This window comes from Anaerostipes amylophilus (genome assembly GCF_025567365.1).
GTDB lineage: Bacteria > Bacillota > Clostridia > Lachnospirales > Lachnospiraceae > Anaerostipes > Anaerostipes amylophilus.
This window is the reverse complement of the sequence record NZ_JAOQJG010000003.1, coordinates 132,836-156,121: the sequence shown is the minus strand read 5'-3', so window position 1 is coordinate 156,121 and position 23,286 is coordinate 132,836. Positions and strand designations below refer to the sequence as shown.

Here is a 23,286-nt window from a genome sequence, read left to right as displayed (position 1 = left end):
ATAACCCATGGAACTGCTCTTACTCACAGTTCCATGGGTTATATTTTTCTACACTGTTTTCCAAAAATGATAATAAATCTTCCACATCGAATACTTTAACATTCTTTACCGCCTCTTCTGGCACTGTCAGGTATCCTTCTAATTCTTTTAAAACATTTTTTACATTCCGATAAGAAACTTCTTCAATTCCTGGATTATTAACTTCTGGATCAAGTCTGATCGGTATATGATAATGATTGAACAGATACGTGTTCATCTTCGTATAGTCACCATAATAATATTTCTCTGAGAAAAAATCTTCTTTTAAAATCTTTTCTCCAGTTCTTTTTAAGATCACATATTTTACCTTGTTCATTTTTTCCTCTACCCGATCTTCTTTATCTCGGAATTCTATAATTCTTGGCATGTATTCTTTGAAAAACTTCCGGTCGATATATAAATGAAATAAATATCCCATTACACTCGGATCATGTAAAATATTATGATATTTCCTCGCAAACCATGATATTTCTGGATATTCTACCATATTTCCTTGATATTTGGGATCTCTAAAATGTGATCTTGCTTTATCTTTTGTTGTATCTGGCATCAGATTTCCAATTAAAAAATTATTTGTTTCCTGCTTATTGACAAACAATTCCTGCTCTTTTTTTGTTTGTTTTAAAAACATCTGTGCTGCAGTTAAATGTAAAATATATCCTGGCATAATTATCCGATTCCTCCTAATGCAATTCCAAGTACCAATACTAAAATACAGATTGGCACATAAATATATTTACAGATTGGATAATATAATTTCGTAAATTTATTTTCTCTTCCCTTGTTTACCTGTGTTTCTACATATTTCTTTCCTGCTACCCAGAAGAACATGATTCCTGCAAGCCCCGCTCCTAATGGGCAGATGTAAATGGATAGGATATCCATCCAGTCAGATACGATGCCCTGGATCAATAAGGATACGATCACGCCGATCACTGCGATGATCACGCAGGCGGTCTTTCTTCCTACGTGGAGTTTTTCCTGTACGGTTGCGATCGGTGCTTCGTAGAGATTGATCAGTGATGTCATTCCCGCAAAAAGCACTGCAACGAAAAAGATGATCGCGATGATCGTACTTCCTGGCATGGAGTTGATCAGGTTTGGAAGATAGATAAATAACAGCCCCGGTCCTCCTTGATCCAGTGTTGCTCCAGTTGTTGCCATAGCTGGGATGATCACGAGTGCTGCAAGCATCGCAGCAACCGTATCAAAAAATGCAACTCTTGCTGCAGATGATGGGATGTCTTCTTCATCGGATAAATACGATCCATAGATCAATGTTCCATTTCCTGCGACGGATAAGGAAAAGAAGGCCTGTCCTAGTGCAAAGATCCATGTCTTTGGATCTAAGATGGCCGCCTTATCGACTCTGAAAATATATTGATATCCCGTTGCTGCCCCTGGCTGAAATGCCACGTAGATTCCAAGGATCACAAACAGCGCAAAGAAAATTGGCATTAAAATCTTATTGGCTTTCTCAATCCCTGCTCCTACACCAAAGATTAAAATACACATGCATAAGATCAAAGCTAAAATCTGCCAGATGTTATTTCCAAATGCAGATGCCATTGTTCCAAAACGTCCGCCAAATTCTTCGATCGTCTTTGGTGCAAGTGTTGCCCCTGTGAAAGTTCCAACAGCATATTTTAAGATCCACCCCATCACAACTGTATATCCGATTGCCATAGCAAGAGAACCAAGAACTGGTATCATTCCTAACCCTTCCCCGACTTTTCTCTTTCCTTTCTTCTCACAGACCATCCCAAATGCATCAATCGGTCCAGACCTTGCCGCACGTCCAAAACTCATCTCTCCGATCACACCAGTGGATGCGATCACAACGACAAAGATAAAATATGGGATCAAAAAGGAACCTCCCCCATACAAAGATACCCTTGTCGGAAACATCCATATATTTCCCATACCAACTGCCGAACCAATGCAGGCGAGGATAAATCCCCACCTGCTGTTAAATGATTCTCTTTTATCTTTCATATTTCAATTTTATCCTCCTGATTTTACTTTTTAAACTTCAAGTCTGTCGGTGTCAATACTCCATCATCTCCAAGCTGCTTCCATTTATATGTGAAATTCTTCTTTGCTGAATGTATCTTCTGTCTGTTGATCGTTTGACCTTTCATACCGATCAGCTGTTCATTTATGATAACATATGCTGTGTCTTTTTGCATCTGGTATTGTTTTATTTCAGGTGAAATATAGGCTGTTTTTTTGATCTTGACATCATCTTTGTTCATTTCGATGATCTGAATCTTTTTGACTGCACGGTCTGCTTTAAAGTCCACACGGTATGTCATCTTTCCTTCTTCTGTATCCACAGAAAAAGATTGGCTGATCCCAGACCCTCCTGTTTTACATAGATCCTGCACAGAAGACCTTCCTGAAGGTTCCAGATAAAATGTACCATCTGCTCTTTTATATACACTTCCAATCTGCACTTTTGTGATTCCTTTTGTTTCCTGAACATAAATTGTTGCCTTACATGACTGGCCTGTCTTTTGCCATTTATCTTTTTGGATCTCGCCATCTTTCATATTAGAGCCGCCTGAAAAATGAGTCAACTGTGGATCACCATCCATGCTGATCGTATTTTCTTTCTGATCGTATTTATGAAAAAAGAAATATCCCTTGATCTTTTTAAAATGAACAAATCCTTTTTTATCTTTCTGCCCAACGGTTGTTCCTTCCATCTCTGGATCTGGAATGTCTGGATCATCCAGACTCTTTCCTACAACTGCATAAGCACCATACAATGTTTTCTTTACTGTTCCATCCTCGTCTTTTTTTGCAAGGCGGCATCCTGATAGAGTTGCTGCCAGCATCACAACCATTGCCAATACTCCTGTTTTTCTTATTCCCCTACTCATCTTCTTTCTCCAATCTCCCGTCAAATTTCAAGATATCTCCAACATCACACTCAAGATAATAGCAGATCTTATTGATCGTTGAGAAACGTACTCCTTTTGCCTTGCCGCTTCTTAAGATTGACAGGTTTGCTTCTGTAATATGGACTTTTTTACATAGTTCTTTGGATGTCATATTTCGCTCTTTTAAGATATCATCCAAATGTATTTTAATTGCCATAACTATCATTCCTTCTATATAAACTGGTCATTTTCTTCTTTTAGCTGTTTGGTCCACTTGAAGTATTCATGGAAGATCAATGCTCCAAATGCTATGATCAATGGTTCCATGGATACGTCTGGCGCAAACGTGACATTTACATTCTGTAAAGTCGCTCCAAGCAAAAACTGATAAAAATTCAGGATAAAATCTGATATGACTGTAACCACTGCGGTAACCTTTGCGACACCTGCAAGTCTTGCCACCGTCATCATCTGCTGCTCTTCCTTATGATCTTCGATTGCTTTTACTACATGAATGATGTTGATAAATAGCAGGATTGTCATAATGATTGGTAATAACTGTAATACTGATTTAAACCATTCTATCGAAGATACATTTTGCAGTTTATTTTCGCTCTTATGAAGCAGTTCAAATGTCTTTGCATATGTGATCAAAAGCGTGTAATAACTGACTAGTGCAGCAATCAGTCCTTTCATCCCAAAATACAAGCGGCTTTTCCAATTCTTCTGGCTGTCATCTCCAAGAAAACGGATCGCTTTCATGATCAACCACATGATCAGGACGCTGTAAACGATGAATGCGTAAATAATTTTCATTACAATCAGACTGCTTTGGTCCATTGAAAAAATGTCTGGCATTTTCTGATACATGAGTCCTGGATTGATGAACATATACATGGAATAAAATAATAGTCCTGTGAATGCAACAAGGATTCCTGCGATGACTTCGATCAGGATTAATTTATTTATGTTTGATTTCATCCTATCCACCTCTAATTATTGTTTTTCGATAATTTCAAGATTATTGTAGCATGGAAATTATTGAAAAACAATAATTTTTTGAAGAAAGTTTCATTGACTTAAGTTGTAGATGAATAGAATTATAGAAATAGAACCGAGCTCATATGGTCTCGGTTCTATTTCTATAATTCTATTCTTTAATTTAGGTTATTGGTTTTAACTAGTTCCTGTCTTTTTCCGTTCTTAATCGCCCTAATAAATTCCTGACGGATCTCTTCATTTGGAATATAAACTTCTTTTTGATCAATATCATACGCTAAATATCCTAAATGTACCAATAATGTTAATACATCATCTTTATTTTTCAGTGATGTCATATCATTTTGAAATGATCCTGTATCGATTCTGCAGTGTTTTTCTCCTATCAGATCTACTATCATATCTTTTAAGCCGTCAAAGTTTAAGTCGATATAAACTCTTAGTGATTCATATGTCTCTGTCTGGGTCCAGTAGTTGCTGAATCGCTTGTTAAATATTGCTTTCATTACGGAATTCGGATTATAAATATGTCCTGTCTGTCCGAAGCAGTAGCCATCGTACCATTTTTTTGCCTGTTCAAAATCGATTTGCTGCTCTTTGCATAAATCTTTGACTTCTTGTTCTGTAAATCCTACAAATTCTGCTAATGGTCCTGGTTCCAGCATCGTGTATTCGTAGAAATCAGTTAATGCTGATTGTGTTCCGTATTTTTTGATTGGAAGAATTCCTGTCATATAGGCTCCACTTAAGAATCTTGAAACTTGTATCCCTTTAAACAATCCTCTTAACAACTGGATATATTCTTCCTGCAGTCTCTGATCTGTTTGGGCTTCTCGAAATAACGCATCCCATTCATCGATAATGATAAAAAACTTTCGTCCTGTGACCGCACTGATCTGCAGGAGTGCTTCTGGAAGTGCTATTGTTTCTTGTTCTATGCAGTCTGTAAACTCTCCTTTTAATTCGAAAATTATTTTTCTTTGAAGATCTTTTACCGTATCTTCGATATTCCGGGCATTGGTAATAAACCATGTCATGTCCCAGAATAGGACATCGCATTGATTTAAATATTGTTTGTAATGGCTTTTTTCTTCTATATCTTTTGCAATTTTTAAGTCTTTAAATAAATGCTCAGATTTTGTACCTTTTGAATAATAGGCAACTAACATCTGGGCTGCGAAAGATTTTCCGAATCTTCTTGGTCTGCTGAAACATGTAAGCTTTCTTGTTGTTCCCAGAACCTGATTGGTATATGCAATCAATTCTGTTTTATCCACATAGATATCATCTTTTAAAATATCTTCAAAGCCGTCTGCTGGCGGATTTAGATAAATTCCCATTCTGCTGTCACCTCGTTTCCTTTCTTTTATTTTTATATTAACACAAATGATGGTAAATTCCAATTTTGCTATATATAAATTCAAAAAATCCCCTGACAATATTATCTGCCAGAGGATTTTAATTCTCACTTTATTTTATTTTCAATCACAATTAAGCACGTAATTCAACGCCTAATTTCTTAAGTTCATCAAGAATCTTCTCAACGATCTTAGATACTTCTGCATCTTCTAATGTACGATCTTTTGCTCTGAATGTTAAGGAGTATGCTACGGATTTGTATCCTTTTTCGATCTGGTCTCCTTCGTAGACATCGAATAATTCGTAGGATTCAAGAAGTTTTCCACCTTTGTCTTTGAAGATCTTCTCAAGCTGTCCAACGAAGATGTCTTTCTTCATAACCATACTTAAGTCACGTTTCATTGCTGGGAATTTGGCTACTCCTTCGTATTTGCGGTCGAAGGTTGCTTTTGGTACTAATGTTGGCATGTCGATGACTGCTACATAGACTTCGCCTTTCATGTTGTAGTTATCCATAACTTCTGGATGGATCTGTCCGATGTAAGCGATCTTTTCTCCATCGATTGTGACATCTGCAGCTCTTCCTGGGTGTAAGAATGGATGTTTAGTTGTTGGTGTATATTCAGATGTTCCACCTAATCCAAGGGAATCAAGTATGTCTTCTACAACACCTTTTAATGTGAAGAAGTCACATTCTCCGTACATTCCAAGTGTCATCTGCATTCTTTCATCTGGTAATTCTGTTAATGGTAATGCTTTTGGAATATAGATATTTCCAAATTCGTATAGTCTTACGTTTTTATTTCTGTGTGCTAAGTTTGTAGCAAGAGATGTTAACATTCCGTTTAAGGAAACCGTTCTCATAATACTGAAGTCTTCTCCTAATGGGTTTGAAATCTCGATTGCCTGACGTTCTTTTGCATCTTCAGGTAATAATAATTTATCGAATACTTTTGGACTTTCGAAAGAATATGTCATTCCACCGCTAAATCCGTTCTGTTCTGCTACATTTCTGCAGACATCTTCGACACGGATCTTGAATGGTTTCTTACCGGCTGTGGATTCTCCGTTTGGTAATGTAACAGGGATGTTGTCATATCCGTAGAATCTTGCAACTTCTTCTGCAAGGTCTGCCATACGGTGAAGATCCTGACGGAAGGATGGTACGATCACTTCGTTTGTTGCTTCATCGTATCCAAGTTCGATTCTCGCAAAATATTCTAATACTTCTTCTTTGGATACATTTGTTCCAAGAAGAGCGTTCATCTTGTCTACTTCTAATGGAAGACGAATCTGTTTCACTGGATTTGGATAAACGTCAACGGCTCCTCCAACAACTTCTCCAGCTCCTAATTCTTCAATCAACTGGCATGCACGATCCATCGCTGCCATTGCATTTTCTGGGTCTAATCCTTTTTCGAATTTACCAGATGCATCCGTTCTTAAACCGATTCTCTTAGAAGAAAGTCGGATGTTTGTTCCGTCAAAGCATGCTGCTTCGAATAATAATGTCTTGATGTCATCTGTTACCATAGAGTTTGCTCCACCCATGATACCTGCGATACCGATTTCTTTTTCTCCATCACAGATCATTAAGACATTTTCGTCCAGTGTTCTTTCTTCACCATCTAATGTAGTGAATTTGTCTCCTGCTTTTGCACGGCGGACAACGATCTCTTTGTTTGAAATTGTATCAAGATCGTATGCATGCATTGGCTGTCCGTATTCTTCCATCACGTAGTTTGTGATATCAACTAAGTTATTGATCGGACGGATTCCCATTGCAGATAATCTTCTCTGCATCCATTCTGGTGATGGAGCTAATTTGATATTTTTCACAACTCTTGCTGTGTATCTTGGGCAAAGGTCTACGTCTTCAACTCTTACTTTAATGTAATCGTTGACATCTTCATCATTTCCAGTCTTTGTAACGACTGGTGGATAGAAGTCTTTCTTAAATGTAGCGGCTGCTTCTCTTGCCATACCGATCATACTGAAACAATCTACACGGTTTGATGTGATCTCGAATTCGACAACTGCATCACGAAGTCCTAAAGCTTCGACTGCATCGTCTCCCGGTTTCACATCTTTATTGAAAATGTAGATTCCATATTCTGGTGCTTCTGGGTACATATCTCTGGAACTTCCAAGTTCTTCGATAGAACACATCATACCAAAAGATTCTACTCCACGAAGTTTTCCTTTTTTGATCTTAATTCCATCTTCTGGATTCTTTCCACCGTCATGTCCTCCGGCTACTCGTCCACCGTCTAAGACAACTGGTACTAAGTCTCCTTCTGATACATTTGGTGCTCCTGTTACGATCTGAATAGTTTCATCTCCGACATTTACCTGGCAGATGATCAGTTTATCGGCATCCGGATGTTTCTCGATCTTCTCGATCTTTCCGACTACGATCTTTTCTAAGTTTTTATCTAAATATGTGACACTTTCCATGTTGGAACCAGATAATGTCATTTTATCTGCATATTCCTGTGGTGTGCAATCAAGATCAGGCACATAAGCTTTGATCCATGAAATTGGTGTATCCATTACTTTTATTCTCCTTTATTCTATCTTCTCTATTCGAAATATTCTTATCGTTTCCTAGAACTGTGATAAGAATCTCTTGTCGTTTTCGTATAACAGACGCATATCGTCGATCTCGTATTTTAATAATGCGACACGCTCTAGTCCGATTCCGAATGCAAATCCTGAATATACTTCTGGGTCGATTCCGCACATTTCAAGAACGTGTGGATGAACCATTCCGCATCCTAAGATCTCGATCCATCCGCTTCCTTTACACATACGGCATCCTTTTCCACCGCATTTGAAACATGTAACGTCTACTTCCGCACTTGGCTCTGTAAATGGGAAATGATGTGGACGGAATTTTACTTTTGTATCTGGTCCGAAGAATTCTTTTGCAAACTGCTCTAATGTTCCTTTTAAGTCTGCAAATGTGATTCCTTTATCTACAACTAATCCTTCTACCTGATGGAAAGATGGAGAATGTGTTGCATCAACTTCGTCAGAACGGAATACACGTCCAGGTGCGATCATACGGATTGGCATCTTCCCTGTCTCCATGATACGTGCCTGTACTGGAGATGTCTGTGTTCTTAACACGATATCTTTGTTAATATAGAATGTATCCTGTTCATCTTTTGCAGGATGGTTTGCAGGAATATTTAACATCTCAAAGTTATATTTATCGTATTCTACTTCTGGTCCTTCGACTACTTCGTATCCCATACCGATAAATACTCTCTCTAAATCTTCAAGAGCGATCTGGTTTGGATGACGATGTCCTTTTTCATGAGTTTTTCCAGGTAATGTAACGTCGATGACTTCACGTTTCATCTTCTCTTCACGAACTTTTTTCTTTAATAATGTCATCTCTTTTTCTAATGCTTCTTCGATGACTGCTCTGGTATCGTTAACCATCTGTCCAACGATCGGACGTTCTTCTTTGGCTACGTCTTTCATTCCTTTTAATACCTGAGTTAATTCACCTTTTTTACCCAGTACAGATACACGGATATCATTTAAGCTCTCCATTGCATCTGCTTGCTCGATTTTCTCCAAGGCAGCTTTCTTGATTGCCTCTAATCTCTCTTTCATCTGCTTAGTTCTCCTTTATTGATCTTTTCTATATTCTCGGATCAGGTTCATTTTTCTTTTTCTGTATATTTAAATAAAAGAAAAAGAACCCGTCCGCAAAGGGACGAGTTCTTGTTATATACTCGCGGTACCACCCTAATTCCTATGGTATCGTTAAACGTCTTCTTAATTACCATAAGCACTTAAGTCTCTGCGTAACGGGCAGACTCCGTTATCTCCTACTGATGCCTGATGTGAAAATGTATATTGCATCGCATTCAGAGATACAGCTACGGTGTGAATTTCGGAAGCTATGTAGCTTCTTACTGTGCACCATCAATGCCTTTAACGTTACTTATTTTATAACACCTTTAGGGGTTTGTCAATTGTGATTTTTTATCCATAGATACCAAATTTCTGTTATATTCATATAATCAATTTTTAAAATTTCTCCTGAAATATGCGGAAACGGTGCTATTTATGCTCCATGTGATAGTGTGATTGCAACTGTATATGACACCAAACATGCGATTGCTATGACTGCTGACAATGGTGCAGAAATTTTAATGCACATTGGTTTAGACACTGTTCAATTAGAAGGAGCATGGAATGTAGGCATAAAAGATTATAAAGCCCACGTTACGATTTCAAGCAAACGTATTCACGAAGCTATGGATGATACTTACTATCCAAAACGTCATGGATTCCTTCGCTACGCAAAGACATGTTTTGAGCATTACGGAGAATATGTGAAATATTGGATTACATTTAATGAAATTGACAGTATCCATCGTCACTCCTTTATTACTGCTGGTATCATTCCAGATCTTTGTGGAGAAAAAGGCGAAACACAGTGTTGTTATCAAGCATTGCACCATCGGTTTGTAGCTGTTGCAAAAGCTGCTATATTGTTACGCGAAATCGTTCCAGATGCAAAAATTGGTTCTATGATTACTAAATTAATGACATATCCTTATACTTGTGCCCCAGAAGATGTTGCTGCAACTCAACTTACTGTTGGTCTTAGAATTGCATTAATTGAACTTTATGATCGTTATAGACTAGCAGTTGATCTTCCAGAAGAAGAAGCTGCAAATATTGCTTTTTATATTATCAACGCACAAAATGATGATATCAATCACGATGCCATGCGTTATGCAAAGTTAGTAGGAAAAATCGTAAAATTAGTTATCTATATCATGCGCTACAAACCAGATAAAGAAAGCATACACTACTATATTTTCAAATCAATTTTCCCCTGGCAGTTGTGCCAGAATAATCGCTATAAACATCAGCGCACATCCTATCAATTCTCTCTGGCTTAAGTTTTGATGCAATACTAAAAATCCTGCGATCACAGATATCACGGATTCCAGACTTAAAATCAGGGAGGCCACTGTTGGATTCATGTTCTTCTGTCCAACCATCTGTAATGTATATCCAACTCCGCATGACAGTACTCCTGCATACAAGATTGGTTTCCATGCAAGTAAGATCGTACTGATCTCTGGATGCTCAAACAGTATCATTGGAATAAAGCAGATTATTCCACAGGAAAAAAACTGAATGCATGACATTTTTACTCCATCATTAAACTGTGTAAAATAATCGATCACTAAAATATGAATCGCAAATGCCAATGCACCTAAAAATACATAACTATCGCCTTTCCCAATCGAAAAGCCATCTGTAATACATAAAAAATAAAGTCCGATCAAAGCAATCATAACACTAATCCAGACAGATAATCCACATTTTTTTCCTAATAGCAAACCAAGAATGGGAACGATAATAATGTAAAAAGCTGTGATAAATCCTGCTTTTCCTACTGTTGTGTACATAATTCCAAATTGTTGAAGTGTACTTCCTATTGCAAGCGCAATTCCACAGCAGATTCCCCCGATCATTAATCTTTTTTTCTCGGAACTCGTCATCTTTTTCTTTACTTTTCCATGATTTAAAAGTGTAATGCACGGAATGAGTACAATCCCTCCTATCAATGTTCTTACGCAATTAAACGTAAATGGTCCGACATATTCCATTCCAACACTTTGTGCCACAAATGCACTTCCCCATATAATTGCTGCTAATAATAACAATAACATTCCTTTTATTTGTTTTTTCTTCATACCGTTCAATCCTTCTTTTTCATTCACATATATTTTTTTATTTTACTACGTTCGTTTTTTATACGCAAGCAAAAGAAAAAGGAGGAATATCTCTTGTAATCTAGTATTCATTGGCCTCTCTGTATATTTACAGATTCCAAAATCTTTTATTCCCAGTCATTTTTTACTTCTTCTAATTTGCTTCTTAACGTCTTTTCAAGAACAACAAATGCTGGAATAAAACTATCACGGATCAATAATATCATCTCATCAACTTCTTGTTCATTATATATATGAACAGATGTATTCCTTTTTTTTAACATCAATAACCATACTGCTGCATCATCTACAAAACTAAGTTTATATCCTAACTGTAAAATCTCTCTTGGTGACCCAGTTGCCGCTCCATCTGCTCCGTGCATTTTTAAGATTTCTTGTAATGCCTTCCATGCAAGCTCAAATGTCAAATTAAACTGTCCGATTACACCTATCCTATATATATCATTATTATCTGCCATTTCAAAATCTGCATTTTTTAACACTTCCAAGCAATTCGAAAAGTTCTCAAGCTTTTTCATATATCACCACACCATCCTTTTCTATTTCTTGTTTTAATTCCTCTGAAATTGACTTATCTGCTTCTACCACATCAAAACTTAAAAGGGAATGTACTTTTTCTTTAATATCCCAATAAAAAGAATCAAAATCTCCACCATATACAGCAATATCAATATCACTTCTCTCTGTATTGTCACCTCTTGCCCTTGATCCAAATAAAATCACTTTATTGATTGAATATTTTTTTGCAAATACAGAAATATCCCTTAAAACTCTCTCTGGAATATTATATTTCATACCCTGCTGTCTCCTGATTTTCTACATTAAATGTAATCTTATGTCTTGGGATATTATAACATCTTTTATCTATGCTATCCAATACAAGTTTCTGTTCTATACGTTAAATGTGTATTTTATTTGCAATTTTTTGAACAATTTAGTTTAATTCTACAATTTACTTTATAGACTGACTTCTCCTGTATTCTGGTCGATACTTGAAACTTCTCTTCCTATCGGGTCATAGGAAGTTGTATCTTCCTGTGGCACTTTTCCCTGAATATCATTAAGGTACCGTAGCCCTTATGAAATCTGATTCTAAAATTTATTATGATTATTCTAATTACTTTTCTGATTTCTCTATGTTTTCATGTTTTATTGCATCTCTTTTTTCTTTTCTGACTTCATAAGGTCTACGAATGAAATGTCTTTACTAATTATGCTCCCATAGTAAGCTTTGTAATATAAAATATATCGCATCATTCAAGTAGCCTTCAATCTAGTACTCCTTGTGCAGCTTTATTTTTCTGGAAAATAGTAATCATCCTCATCTAATTTTACTTTTTTTAAAATAAAATAATTTGGATATTCTTTAAATCCTGGTAATGTTGATCTATACTTTTTCATTACATTTCTTGCCTTTTTCCAACTTCCAAAATAACCAATGGGTAATAGGTTTCCTTCATCTCTATATGTTAGTTGATATACATACATATTGCATCACCTCATTTTCTAAAAATATCTTTCCATCCAAAAATTTCAATCTGATATCTTTGTCTTACAAATTTTAACATATCTTCATAAGTATTTGCTTCATATTGAATCTTTCCTTGTTGTTTATCTAAACAATACATTTCCCCACTCTCAATATTTTTCAAACACAAAAATTTTTCATGATCATAATAACAATCCATGCTACCTTGATACACTAATCTATCTTCTTGATTTCTTATTTCTATATTATGATTTTCTGAATTATGCTCTTGCTCTTTTTCAATTACATATCCTCTTAAAAGTTGAATTATGAAATATGACCTTGTTGCTCTCCAAAATCCTTCATCCCACCAAGGTTCATTCATTTTAAAATCATGAATTTCAAAAAAATCTTCTTTTCCTTTAAACCTTGGTTGTTCCAAAAGTTTTTTTCTTGCTGATTCTGCTTTCTCATATGATGAATATGCAGCAATAATCATTTCTTCATCATTTTCTGGATCTTGATCATAATATGAAAAAAATAGCTCATAAACCATTCTTATTATTACCTCCTTCAATATATTTTATACATTTACAAATTACTTATCTTCTTTTTTTGTATCGGTATCCCCTGTCTGCCCATTTTTTTAATTCACTATATTCATGTCCTTGTCTTCCTTTCCTTTTCCATTTCCCTTTTCCATAACGTTGGTCCATTTCCCTTTTTGCATAAGCATTTCCATTTTCTCCTGCTTTTGGATTATGTCCATCTGCCCAACTTGGTATATCTGATGATTTTTCTTTTTCACTCATTTTTGACTGCTTTTTCTTTTTTCCCTTACCTTTACTATGCATTATTCTATTAGCTGCTCTCCACGTAAGCCATATAGATATTCTAGTTTTAAAAGTAACTCTTCTTCCTGCATATCGTGTCTTTATCCTTCGTCTTTTCCAAGTTGAATATGATACATAAAATACCACTCCTCCTGCAACTACCTTTACTAATGTATATAATGCCACTGCATAGTGACCACTAGGATCAACATGATTTATTGGATTATTCGCACAATATACATATAAATGTTGTGTATCAGGTTTATCATTTTCTCCACGATAAGTATCTTCTATCAAAAATCTTGCATCCTCAGGATTATAATACCTTGCATTCAAATAATATAATCCTGTACTCTGGTCATAGATTCCACCCGTATAACAAACCTCATTCTCTGCTTTGTTATCTCCGTTGATTGCTGTCTCTCCAAAGTCTGTATACCGGTATGTTGCATCAGCACTTCCATCTTCTTTTACAAGACTTGTGGTACTTCCCTGGATATCTTTATGATACAACAGATAGTCCGTATGGTCACTTCCATATCTCTGTGTTGCAAGGATATTTCCATCCGTTCCGATCAGGTTCTGGGATGTCTGGCTGTTATCTCCATCCGTTGTATAGGAAACTACTCCGTCCTGATAGTAATAGTTCGTTGTTTTGCTTCCTTCCACTTTCTGGATCCTCTGTCCGTCTCCGTTATAACGGTTCTGCTGGATCACGGCTGTCTTTCCGTCTTTGTCGGTGACAGATACTTTGCTTAAGCGGTTCTCTGCATCATAAGTATAGGATTCTGTCTGTCCAGTCTTTGTATTCTTAACATCTGTCTGGTTTCCATTGGCATCATAGCTGTACTGGCGCACTTCATCAACTGGGTACCGTAGCCCTTATGAAATCTGATATTTTTTATATTATTTGGTTTATTGTGATTTTTTTAGTTACTTTTCTGATTTCACTACGTTTTCGTGTTTTATTGCATCTCTTTTTCCTTGTTTTCTGACTTCATAAGGTCTACGAGCACTTAAATTCGATACAGATTATTTCCTGCAATTCATCTTCTTTTACTTTTACCCCCTGCTCATATTGTTCCTTACCGTAATTTTGATAGGTGTCATATATTTCTTCTTTTGTTGGCTGATGACCTAAAGATTCTAGTGTTTTAAAAGATTTTTTATCGCCGAAGGCTAAAATAAATTCCCATACATCACAAGGTTTTCCGTAATGATTTTTCTTGAAATTCACTTTGTCTTTTTCTATCAAAATCTTTGCATTGTCTAAGTTTCCTGCGACAATCGCAAAATCAACTGCTCTCACTTTATAATAATCTGCCTTTGCTTTTGAATTTAATTGTTGTTCTAACAAATATTTTACTACTGAAGAATGATTGCATAGTGCTGCGATCTGCAATAATCCTACTTTATCTGAGTCTTTCCAAGAAAAATCATACCCTTGTTTTCTCATGATCTTCAATGTATCCACATTACAATGTGCTGCTGCAAAAGCTAATACCTGCTCTTTATCTTTTTTATTTATTTTATCTGATATCACAAGTTTTTGAAGTTTATGATCATCTCCATTCATTGCTGCTCGTAATCCTTGTGATATATTTTGTTTTCCGTCATATTTTTCTAATTTTTTTAAAATTTGAGGCGTGAAATAATACTGCATTCCCCAATTGCTGTTATCATTGTTTAAAAGAAATGAAACTATATCGGAATCAGGCTTTGCACCTGATTCCAATAGTCTATTTAACATGTCCATTTTCTCATTATAATTTTCAAATGGAATCCTACTTACCGTTCCTTTTAGTGCTGTTATCTCATCTCCTTTTTCATTAACATCTGCACCACTCTTTATCAATTGTGAGCATATTTGTAGCTGTACCTTTTCGCTCTCAATCTCTCTGACGGCTAATTCTAACGGCTTCGTTTTTGATGATGTTTTAATTGTTTCTTTTGCAAATTCTGCATGATTTTTCAATGCTTCCTTTACGCCTTGCATATTGAGATTACAAATAAAGGTGTATAACTGTTTTTTGGATATATCCTTGTCCTTATCTTTACTGCATCCACATATGGTAAACAAAATGTTGAAAGCATCGCAATCATAATAAAAATCTTTTTTCTTATTTTCTGACTTCACAAGGTCTATGGGGTCAAATGTCCAAATTATTTAATTCGCTCCATTATGTACACATTATTTGAAGATTTATCATCTTCATATAGTATTACATCATCGATCAAAAAGTTTATGCCTCCTGTCTTATATGTCGGTTTTTTTATAATATATGATTTGTTATCTTTTAAATCAAATACTTGCATTCCTTCATGCTCAGAATCATACATAACTTCGTCTACAATAACTTTTGTGGAATCCGCTATGGCATTTGCTCCTCCTTGAAATTCAAAAATCTTTTTATCCTTTTCATTTTTTTCATATTCATACATGACTTGTCGACCTATATCATCTTTAGTTTCCCATTTTGTATAATATAGTTTCCCATTATATACTGTTATTTCCATGTATATTGGATGATTGTCCATCTCATAATCCTCATACCATTTTATTCCTCGAATTCTCTGTTGTTTCTGCGTATTTAAATTTATCTCATAAATACCAGCTCCTCCTTTATCTATATAATATAAACATTCTCCTCCAAAACATATTTGCCTCATGTAACCTTTTATAAGAACTTTATATTTTTCTTCATTATATTGAACAACATATAAATTTGTATAATCCTCCATTATTATATACAATTTATTATGGTACATTTTTACCGAAACAACTTCTGCATTTACCCCACATTTCTTCAAATTTTCTTTTGATAAAATCTTTGTGTATTTTCCTTTGAAATTACTTTTATATATTTCTTGATTATATATATAATACAGATAATTTCCTTCTAGAGATAAGCCGCCTTTATTTACTCTCTTAAATGTTACGATTACTGATTTTTCTTTACTTTGTTTATTTACTTTTATAATTTTTTTACCATTTTCTATGTAAAAAACATAACTTTTATTTTCTACAACTGGATTTATGATTCTTAATGATCCATACCCATCATCACTTTTTATCTGCATTTTTTTAACATCTAAAATTTGAGATAATTTTCTATTAGAATTAACTTGTTTTTTCGTCGTCTTTCCATTACAAGCAGTCAGCATTATTAAACAGAAAATTAATAACAGATATCTAGTTTTTCTTTGTTTCATGTTCTTCCTCCTCATTGTATAAATTTCAAATTCCATACCGCCTTGTTATCTTTTGCAATTTTCTTGCAACTTCTACCCTCTGAATCTTTTTTCTTGTTTTCTGACTTCATAAGGTCTGCTTCATTTGTCACTTCTTTGTTTACATGTCCGTTGGCATCTTTAACACTGGTCGTGGTCTTTCCATCCGTTCCCATGTCATAAGGAATACTGTTACTGATGGTTTCGTTTCCATTCTTTCTGCTGACACCTGTGACACGGTTCTGGTCATCATAAGTATAGATTGTGACATTTCCATCGGTAACAGCACTCTCATTTTTCCATTGACATCATATGCAGTCTCATTAATAATGGTATCTTTTCCTATAGTAATACTGTCTCCATCAACAACCGGCTGGCTGATCGTATGAGTTATTTTTATAACCATCTATGATTGTCATATCTTTTTAAGCATCAAATTTCTCTGGTAACTGTCTCTTTGTCATATCTAATAATTTTACCATACTGGCTGCACATTCACCTTTCTAATCAGCTTTCCACCATAAGAATAAATATACATTTTCCTGTTTTTATAGTCTTCACCTGTTATGTCTATTACTATATATGATTTTGTAAATATGACTGATGTCCACGCACTATTCTTATTATTTTTGCTTTCAGATGCAATCTTTTTAATTTCTCCTGTCTTTATATCTAACACAAAAACATCCATATTATTTGTACTATAGTATAATTTGTTATTGTCTATCTTTAAATTATCATTTAAAAAGTCTTCTTCTTTTTTCAGATCTTTTATATAATACTTTTTCTTCTTACTCTTTTTATCATATGAATAAACATTTAACCCATCCGTTACCATGAAATGTTCGTCATCTATATATCCTGCCCACATAATATCTCCCCTATTTTTACATTTCACGATGGTTTTATCACTTAAATTTATTTCATAGATTTGCTTATCTACATTATTGTATGTATACAATTTTCCATGATCCTGTCTTAATATATAGGAGAATTCGCCTTTTAGAAAAACTTCTGTTTTCCCTGTTTTTAAATTTTTTCTATATATATTATTTTTAAAATCACTTGCCCCACTTTCTTTTAAATAATACATATATTCTGGTGATATGGTGCAAATTCCTGCCTGATCCAACTCTTCTTTGCCAAAGCCAAATCCTTTTGTCTTTTTGGAATATAATTCAATTCCTTCTTCCGCTCCAAATCTGTTATAATAAATTTTTTGTTTATTTAGTATAAATTTACTTCCAAATCCATAATAAGGAATCATACTACTTTTTATTAACTTCCATTTATTATGTTCAACGTCATATAAATACAATCTGTTCCATGGCGTTGTTGGAAATGTTGTTACCCCACCTGTATCAAGTAAGATTTTATCTTCTTGTGTATATTCGTTCATATTTGAGATTATTGAATCAACTTTCATTTGAGGCAGATATTGAATTGCTAATAAAATTCCATTAATTACTATTAATACAAAAATTATCTTTACTATTAAAACTATTTTTTTCTTACCATTATATCATCTCCTCACATTAAATCGAGTAGGAGGCGGTGACTAACCGCCGTCCTCTCACAGCACCGTACGTACCGTTCGGTATACGGCGCTTTCAATAGTTGACGTGCACTGACTGATAGGCTATGGCTAAATCATAAAAGCCACGGCGTATAACTTAAGGTAGCGTAGTCCTTATGAAATCTGATATTTTTTATATTATTAAATTTATCGCGATTATTCTAGCTACTTTTCTGATTTTGCTATTCTTCCTTGTTTTATTGTATCTCTTTTTCCTCGTTTTCTGACTTCGTAAGGTCTACAGGACCCAATGTGGTCAACTCATGAAAATGTTCTAACATAAGCAGAACCTCTTAGATTTAATACCTTTACTAATTACTTTTTATACCAATCTATAATTTTTTCTACTCCCATTTCTTTGGCATACTCATATATTGTTTCCGTTCCGCCCTTATAATTTTTATCCTTTAACTTCAAAAACAATTTATAAGCATAATCTTCATTTCCCTCATTCATTGCTTCTATCACTGCCTGCTTTATATACCAGTCAGATCGTAAGTCTAAATATTTTAATACCAGCTCTGCCATCTTCACATTTCCTGTCTGTGCTGTTTTTAGCAGGGCTTCTTGATTATCCATACCTGCTTCCAATAATTGTTTTGCTGTTGTTATTTGATCTTTCGATATAGCATATAACAAAGCATCTTCTCCAAAGCGATTTTTGTGTGTCAGTTTTAGGTTTTGAGCTAACAAGTTATTTAACAGCTTTTGATTTCCATATCCCGCTGCTATCATAAGCATTGTATTTCCATCTTTATCTGTAAGTTTTGCTTCTTCTTTTGTCCCCTCTGTTTTCTGTCCTCTTGCTGCCTTTAAGAGAACCTTTTGTTCTGCTGTCATATCTGTTTCTGGATTCTGGTTTAATTTATCATATACCCAATCCAAAACCTTATAATTGCAACTTGCTGCTTTCCATCGATAATTCCAAGGCTGTATCACAGCATTTTTTGTTTCTTCCGTTATAACCGCACCCATTTTTATTTCATCTTTTAATTGTTTAAGAATCTGCTTCTCTGAAAGATCACTCCTAATTGCAAATTCTAGTACGCCTTGTCCTTCATTATTTCTTTTACTTATATCGGCTCCATTGTCTTTCAATTGATGAAAAATCTTCATATTGCCTGTATAAGATGCTATCATCAACAAAGTATTCCCTTGTGCATCTGCATAATTTATATTTGATTTGTCTTTGAGTTGCTTTATAATCTTCTGCTCATCAATCTCTTGTTTTAGAATGGAAAGATATAGTGGATTGTTGTCTTTTTTTGAGTAAAAAGATTCCCCTGTGTTATCTCTTTCATCATATTGTTTATTCTTTGACAGATTTATTTTTGTGCCATTGATATAAACAATGTTTTCTGATTTCCAGACAATATATGCCCATGAAGTATTTGGCTGCCAGTATATGTTTTTCTTTGTTTGATCATTTTTAAGTTCTACTAATACGGAAGCATTTTCTTTGTTTGTATCTGCTGTATATACATTAAGTTGATGATTCTTAGATGGTGAATATGTTGTAAACAATCTTCTTTTTAATTTGATTGTATCTATCTTATTGGATTGCGTAAAATATATATATGCTAAAATGATGATACATGGAATTATAAGTAAAATTAATTGGTATCGTTTCTTTGTGAATCCCTTTTTCATACCTTTTTCCTCCGTTCCTTATCATTTATATCACAATCTTGTATTGGAATCAGGCTTTGCACCTGATTCCAATAGGCTATTTAACATGTCCATTTCCACTCTCAATCTCTCTGACAGCTAATTCTAACGGCTTCGTTTTTGATGATATTTTGATTGTTTCTTTTGCAAGTTCTGCATGATTTTTCAATGCTTCCTTTACGCCTTGCATATTGGGATTGCAAATAGAATCGTATAACTGTTTTTTGGATATATCCTTGTCTTTATCTTTACTAATTATGCTCCCGTGGCAAACCTTGCGATATAAAATATAGCATGTCGTTCAACCAGCCAGCGATCTAATACTCCTTGTGTAGCTTTATCTACAGGATATGGTTCTATAATATATGCCTTCTGATTTGACTTCAATTTATGGCTCTTATCTAATATTAAACTTCCTGTTATTGCCTCTTTAGGATATCCTGATATAAATACACTAAAGCGAACAGCGCCTTTATCTGTCATAAAACTATAGATTAAAAGGATTATGATAACTCCATAAATTAGAAATTTTCTTATTTTATCCATAATTCATCCTCCTATAATTAATCATTTAAAATGAATTATTCTATGATTTTCAGCATCACTCCTTTGTTTACATGTACGTTGGCATCTTTGACACTAGTCATAGTTTTTCCATCCGTTCCCATATCATATGAAATACTGTTATTGATGGTTTCGTTTCCATTCTTTCTGTCTACACCTGTGGCATAGTTCTGGTCATCATAAGTATAAGTTGTGACATTTCTGTTCCCATCATCTGCCGTCTTATTGATAATCGTATCTTTTCATTTAACTATGTTTCTTTGTTTTATTGCACCTCTTTTTTCCGACTTCGTAAGATCCACGAGACCTTAAATTTGTATCCTACCTATTTCATAAAATCTATTCTATTTTCTTTACATAAAAAGCAACTAATATATTCAAACAAAATAGAAAAAACCTAGCACTCCTCCTAAAACTATAAAAAGTATTTTATATTTCATATATTTCTTACCTGTAAGGCAAAAAACTATTACTAAAATTAATAAATTGATAATAATTGCTAACAAAAATTGGTTCTCCCATTGATAAGAAATCAAAGTAAATGAACAATACATAACAGGTAATCCTGATAAAATTAATGATAAAATGCCTTCTTTATGATAATAATATAGAATTATTCCTAGTCCTCCAAAAATCACAGGAATAATAATCGCTTCACCTAATCCACATAAAATATAATCATAATTCTGTTTTCCAAATTCAAAAAAAAGTTCTATATTCTTAATCCATGTTGAACCAATAACAAATGATAATCCAAATATGGCACAGTTTATACCTAATTTTATTTTCTCCTTAGTTATTACCATAATAATCGTAATAACTAACACAATAAAAACGCCATCACCTAGAATACATTCTAAACTGATTGACATATCTGTTCTTCTTGATGTTAAATATCCTAGTACAATTCCACACAACAAAATAATTACTTTTTTTAAATACATTACAATTTTCTCCATCTCTATATCTCCTCTTTTTTATACTTCAATAACATCATTAAGGTTTATATTTTTTTAATGGATTTTCATGATTATAATAATTTCGCTTTCCTCCATATCTAGGATAATACACTTTTTTCTTTTTATCATATCTATAAGATAATCCATATGGATAACTAGATGCATACACAACACATTGACATTTTTTAGCCATAATTTTAGCCACACTATTTTTGTCTCCTATTCCTCCCTTACATGAAAGCAATACTATCTTCTTTTTTATTTTTTTCTTTTTTAAAGCTAACAACTCTTTTAAATTCATATCAGAACCATCAAAATACAAACAACTAACCCCACCATGCAAATATAAATATAATTCAGATGTTCCTTTTGGTATTTTATCCCACTCTTTTTTAAATTGTGCTTTTTTAATCACAGATTTAAATGTAACTTGACTATTCTTATAATATGGAGAATGCATTGCTTGTTTCTTAAAATCCTTCCCTTTTTTATTATAATAAATTACTGTTTTAGCCTTATGTCCACTAGGATCCACATAATTCACCGGATTATTCGCACAATAAGCATATAAATGTCCTGTCTCTGGTTTAGCAGTCTCTCCTCGATAAGTATCCTCTGTCACAAACCGTCCATCTTCTGGATTATAATACCTTGCATTCAGATAATAAAGCCCTGTACTATGATCATAGATTCCTCCAGTATAACAAACCTCATTCTCTGCTTTGTTATCTCCGTTGATCGTTGTCTCTCCAAAGTCTGTATACCGGTATGTTGCATCAGCACTTCCATCTTCTTTTACAAGACTTGTGGTACTTCCCTGGATATCTTTATGATACAACAGATAGTCCGTATGGTCACTTCCATATCTCTGTGTTGCAAGGATATTTCCGTCGGTTCCGATCAGGTTCTGGGATGTCTGGCTGTTCTCTCCATCGGTTGTGTAAGAAACTACTCCGTCCTGATAGTAATAGTTCGTCGTTTTGCTTCCTTCCACTTTCTGGATTCTCTGTCCGTCTCCGTTATAATGGTTCTGCTGGATCACAGCTGTCTTTCCGTCTTTGTCGGTCACAGATACTTTGCTTAAGCGGTTCTCTGCATCATAAGTATAAGATTCCGTCTGTCCTGTCTTTGTGTTTTTGACATCCGTCTGGTTTCCATTGGCATCATAGCTGTACTGGCGGACTTCGTCAACTGCGGTTCCTTTTTCTTTTGTTGCTGTCTGTAACTGATCCAGTCCGTTATAGGTATACGCTGTCTGTGTGGTTCCATCATCTTCTGTGGTTCTGTTTCCAGCTTTGTCATAAGTATAGGTAACGGTCTTTGTCTTGTCATCGTTCTTATGATCGGTTGTCACAGTCTTTGTCAGTCGTCCGAGTGCATCATAAGTATAGGCTTTTGTCTCATTGACTTTATCCGTATCTTCTTTTGGATAGTTATTGACTTCTGTTTTCTCTGTGATATTGGAATTCTTGTCATAACTGTAGCGGTAAGATTCCATCACTTTGTCTGTCTCAAGATCTGTGTACGTCATCTCTTTGACACGGTCCAGGCTGTCATAAGTGTAGGCTTTCTTCACTGCCTGATCACTGCTGTTTAACAGATCTCTGTAGTCTTTGATCTCTTTGACTTTTCCATAGCTGTCATAAGTATAGCTTCGTACCGTCTTTTCTGTACTGCCATCTCCTGACTGGATCTCTCCTTTGATCTTTGTCAGCCATCCGTTCTGGTCATATTCATATGCTAAAGCCTGAACTCCATTCTTGGTCGTTGGATAGGTAACCTTTGTAAGCTTTCCATCACTGTCATAATGGTATCTGATCTGGTGTTCTTTGATTTCATCCGCTGTCGGTGCGTTTTCCTGACTTAATTCTGCATATCCTGTTGTCTGTCCTCTGCGGTCATACTGATATTCTGTGTAACGTACAGTTGTT

The 23,286-nt window shown here is 34.7% G+C and carries 24 protein-coding genes and 1 other annotated feature; of the genes, 1 reads left to right on the top strand and 23 read right to left on the bottom strand.

Annotated elements, in window-relative coordinates:
• Positions 1 to 19: 19 nt before the first annotated feature.
• The 8 genes from OCV53_RS05200 to pheS form a co-directional block, all read right to left on the bottom strand.
• Positions 20 to 706, bottom strand: a complete 687-nt coding sequence (locus OCV53_RS05200) for a hypothetical protein (protein WP_055196920.1) — start codon at positions 704 to 706, stop codon at positions 20 to 22.
• A gap of 2 nt (positions 707 to 708) precedes the next feature.
• Positions 709 to 2,034: a sodium-dependent transporter gene (locus OCV53_RS05195; protein ID WP_055196918.1), complete on the bottom strand. Its 1,326-nt coding sequence runs from the start codon at positions 2,032 to 2,034 to the stop codon at positions 709 to 711.
• Between the two features lie 23 nt (positions 2,035 to 2,057).
• A complete protein-coding gene (locus OCV53_RS05190) occupies positions 2,058 to 2,924 on the bottom strand; it encodes a hypothetical protein (RefSeq protein WP_055196916.1) in 867 nt (288 codons plus the stop codon).
• The gene (locus OCV53_RS05185; RefSeq protein ID WP_055196915.1) at positions 2,917 to 3,141 is read right to left on the bottom strand and encodes a helix-turn-helix domain-containing protein; all 225 of its coding nucleotides are present in this window, start codon (positions 3,139 to 3,141) and stop codon (positions 2,917 to 2,919) included. Before OCV53_RS05185 ends, OCV53_RS05190 begins: the two co-directional genes overlap by 8 nt.
• A gap of 14 nt (positions 3,142 to 3,155) precedes the next feature.
• Positions 3,156 to 3,905, bottom strand: coding sequence for a hypothetical protein (locus OCV53_RS05180; RefSeq protein ID WP_055196913.1), 750 nt, complete (start codon positions 3,903 to 3,905; stop codon positions 3,156 to 3,158).
• Positions 3,906 to 4,081: 176 nt separating this feature from the next.
• The gene (locus OCV53_RS05175) at positions 4,082 to 5,263 is read right to left on the bottom strand and encodes an AAA family ATPase (protein ID WP_242852122.1); all 1,182 of its coding nucleotides are present in this window, start codon (positions 5,261 to 5,263) and stop codon (positions 4,082 to 4,084) included.
• 151 nt (positions 5,264 to 5,414) lie between these two features.
• Positions 5,415 to 7,835, bottom strand: a complete 2,421-nt coding sequence (gene pheT, locus OCV53_RS05170) for a phenylalanine--tRNA ligase subunit beta (protein WP_055196910.1) — start codon at positions 7,833 to 7,835, stop codon at positions 5,415 to 5,417.
• Between the two features lie 54 nt (positions 7,836 to 7,889).
• Entirely contained in the window at positions 7,890 to 8,909 is a 1,020-nt protein-coding gene (gene pheS, locus OCV53_RS05165; RefSeq protein WP_055196908.1) for a phenylalanine--tRNA ligase subunit alpha, read from the bottom strand.
• 96 nt (positions 8,910 to 9,005) lie between these two features.
• Positions 9,006 to 9,237 (bottom strand) — a binding site (T-box leader).
• A gap of 88 nt (positions 9,238 to 9,325) precedes the next feature.
• Between pheS and OCV53_RS05155 the strand changes: the two genes are divergently transcribed.
• The gene (locus OCV53_RS05155; protein WP_317258442.1) at positions 9,326 to 10,213 is read left to right on the top strand and encodes a family 1 glycosylhydrolase; all 888 of its coding nucleotides are present in this window, start codon (positions 9,326 to 9,328) and stop codon (positions 10,211 to 10,213) included.
• On the opposite strand, the gene OCV53_RS05150 is transcribed toward OCV53_RS05155, so the two are convergent.
• The 15 genes from OCV53_RS05150 to OCV53_RS05080 all read right to left on the bottom strand — a co-directional run.
• Positions 10,136 to 11,017 carry a DMT family transporter gene (locus tag OCV53_RS05150; protein ID WP_022374258.1) on the bottom strand — a complete coding sequence of 294 codons (882 nt, stop codon included), beginning with the start codon at positions 11,015 to 11,017 and terminating at the stop codon, positions 10,136 to 10,138. The genes OCV53_RS05155 and OCV53_RS05150 overlap by 78 nt on opposite strands.
• 146 nt (positions 11,018 to 11,163) lie before the next feature.
• A complete protein-coding gene (locus OCV53_RS05145; protein ID WP_022374259.1) occupies positions 11,164 to 11,574 on the bottom strand; it encodes an HI0074 family nucleotidyltransferase substrate-binding subunit in 411 nt (136 codons plus the stop codon).
• Positions 11,561 to 11,851, bottom strand: coding sequence for a nucleotidyltransferase family protein (locus OCV53_RS05140; RefSeq protein ID WP_022374260.1), 291 nt, complete (start codon positions 11,849 to 11,851; stop codon positions 11,561 to 11,563). Before OCV53_RS05140 ends, OCV53_RS05145 begins: the two co-directional genes overlap by 14 nt.
• Positions 11,852 to 12,349: 498 nt before the next feature.
• Complete coding sequence (locus OCV53_RS05135; protein ID WP_055196904.1) at positions 12,350 to 12,544, bottom strand: hypothetical protein; 195 nt, start codon at positions 12,542 to 12,544, stop codon at positions 12,350 to 12,352.
• An 11-nt stretch (positions 12,545 to 12,555) separates the two neighbouring features.
• On the bottom strand, positions 12,556 to 13,080 hold the full coding sequence (locus OCV53_RS05130; RefSeq protein WP_022374262.1) for a hypothetical protein: 525 nt from the start codon (positions 13,078 to 13,080) through the stop codon (positions 12,556 to 12,558).
• A gap of 46 nt (positions 13,081 to 13,126) precedes the next feature.
• Positions 13,127 to 14,215: an RHS repeat-associated core domain-containing protein gene (locus OCV53_RS05125; protein WP_081020006.1), complete on the bottom strand. Its 1,089-nt coding sequence runs from the start codon at positions 14,213 to 14,215 to the stop codon at positions 13,127 to 13,129.
• Between the two features lie 148 nt (positions 14,216 to 14,363).
• A complete protein-coding gene (locus OCV53_RS05120; RefSeq protein ID WP_055196901.1) occupies positions 14,364 to 15,332 on the bottom strand; it encodes an ankyrin repeat domain-containing protein in 969 nt (322 codons plus the stop codon).
• Positions 15,333 to 15,520: 188 nt separating this feature from the next.
• Entirely contained in the window at positions 15,521 to 16,570 is a 1,050-nt protein-coding gene (locus OCV53_RS05115; RefSeq protein WP_055196899.1) for a hypothetical protein, read from the bottom strand.
• Between the two features lie 139 nt (positions 16,571 to 16,709).
• On the bottom strand, positions 16,710 to 16,994 hold the full coding sequence (locus OCV53_RS05110; protein ID WP_242852121.1) for a hypothetical protein: 285 nt from the start codon (positions 16,992 to 16,994) through the stop codon (positions 16,710 to 16,712).
• A 69-nt stretch (positions 16,995 to 17,063) separates the two neighbouring features.
• The gene (locus OCV53_RS05105; protein ID WP_055196896.1) at positions 17,064 to 18,014 is read right to left on the bottom strand and encodes a hypothetical protein; all 951 of its coding nucleotides are present in this window, start codon (positions 18,012 to 18,014) and stop codon (positions 17,064 to 17,066) included.
• A 465-nt stretch (positions 18,015 to 18,479) separates the two neighbouring features.
• Positions 18,480 to 19,814: a DUF5412 family protein gene (locus OCV53_RS05100; RefSeq protein ID WP_055196894.1), complete on the bottom strand. Its 1,335-nt coding sequence runs from the start codon at positions 19,812 to 19,814 to the stop codon at positions 18,480 to 18,482.
• Positions 19,815 to 19,890: 76 nt separating this feature from the next.
• On the bottom strand, positions 19,891 to 20,022 hold the full coding sequence (locus tag OCV53_RS05095) for a hypothetical protein (protein ID WP_262568474.1): 132 nt from the start codon (positions 20,020 to 20,022) through the stop codon (positions 19,891 to 19,893).
• 65 nt (positions 20,023 to 20,087) lie between these two features.
• A complete protein-coding gene (locus tag OCV53_RS05090; RefSeq protein ID WP_055196893.1) occupies positions 20,088 to 20,378 on the bottom strand; it encodes a hypothetical protein in 291 nt (96 codons plus the stop codon).
• 395 nt (positions 20,379 to 20,773) lie between these two features.
• Positions 20,774 to 21,355 (bottom strand): hypothetical protein, encoded by a 582-nt coding sequence (locus OCV53_RS05085; RefSeq protein WP_009204611.1) that lies wholly within the window; start codon positions 21,353 to 21,355, stop codon positions 20,774 to 20,776.
• A gap of 37 nt (positions 21,356 to 21,392) precedes the next feature.
• The coding region (locus tag OCV53_RS05080) for an RHS repeat domain-containing protein (RefSeq protein WP_172674547.1) at positions 21,393 to 23,286 on the bottom strand (1,894 nt) is incomplete at its 5' end.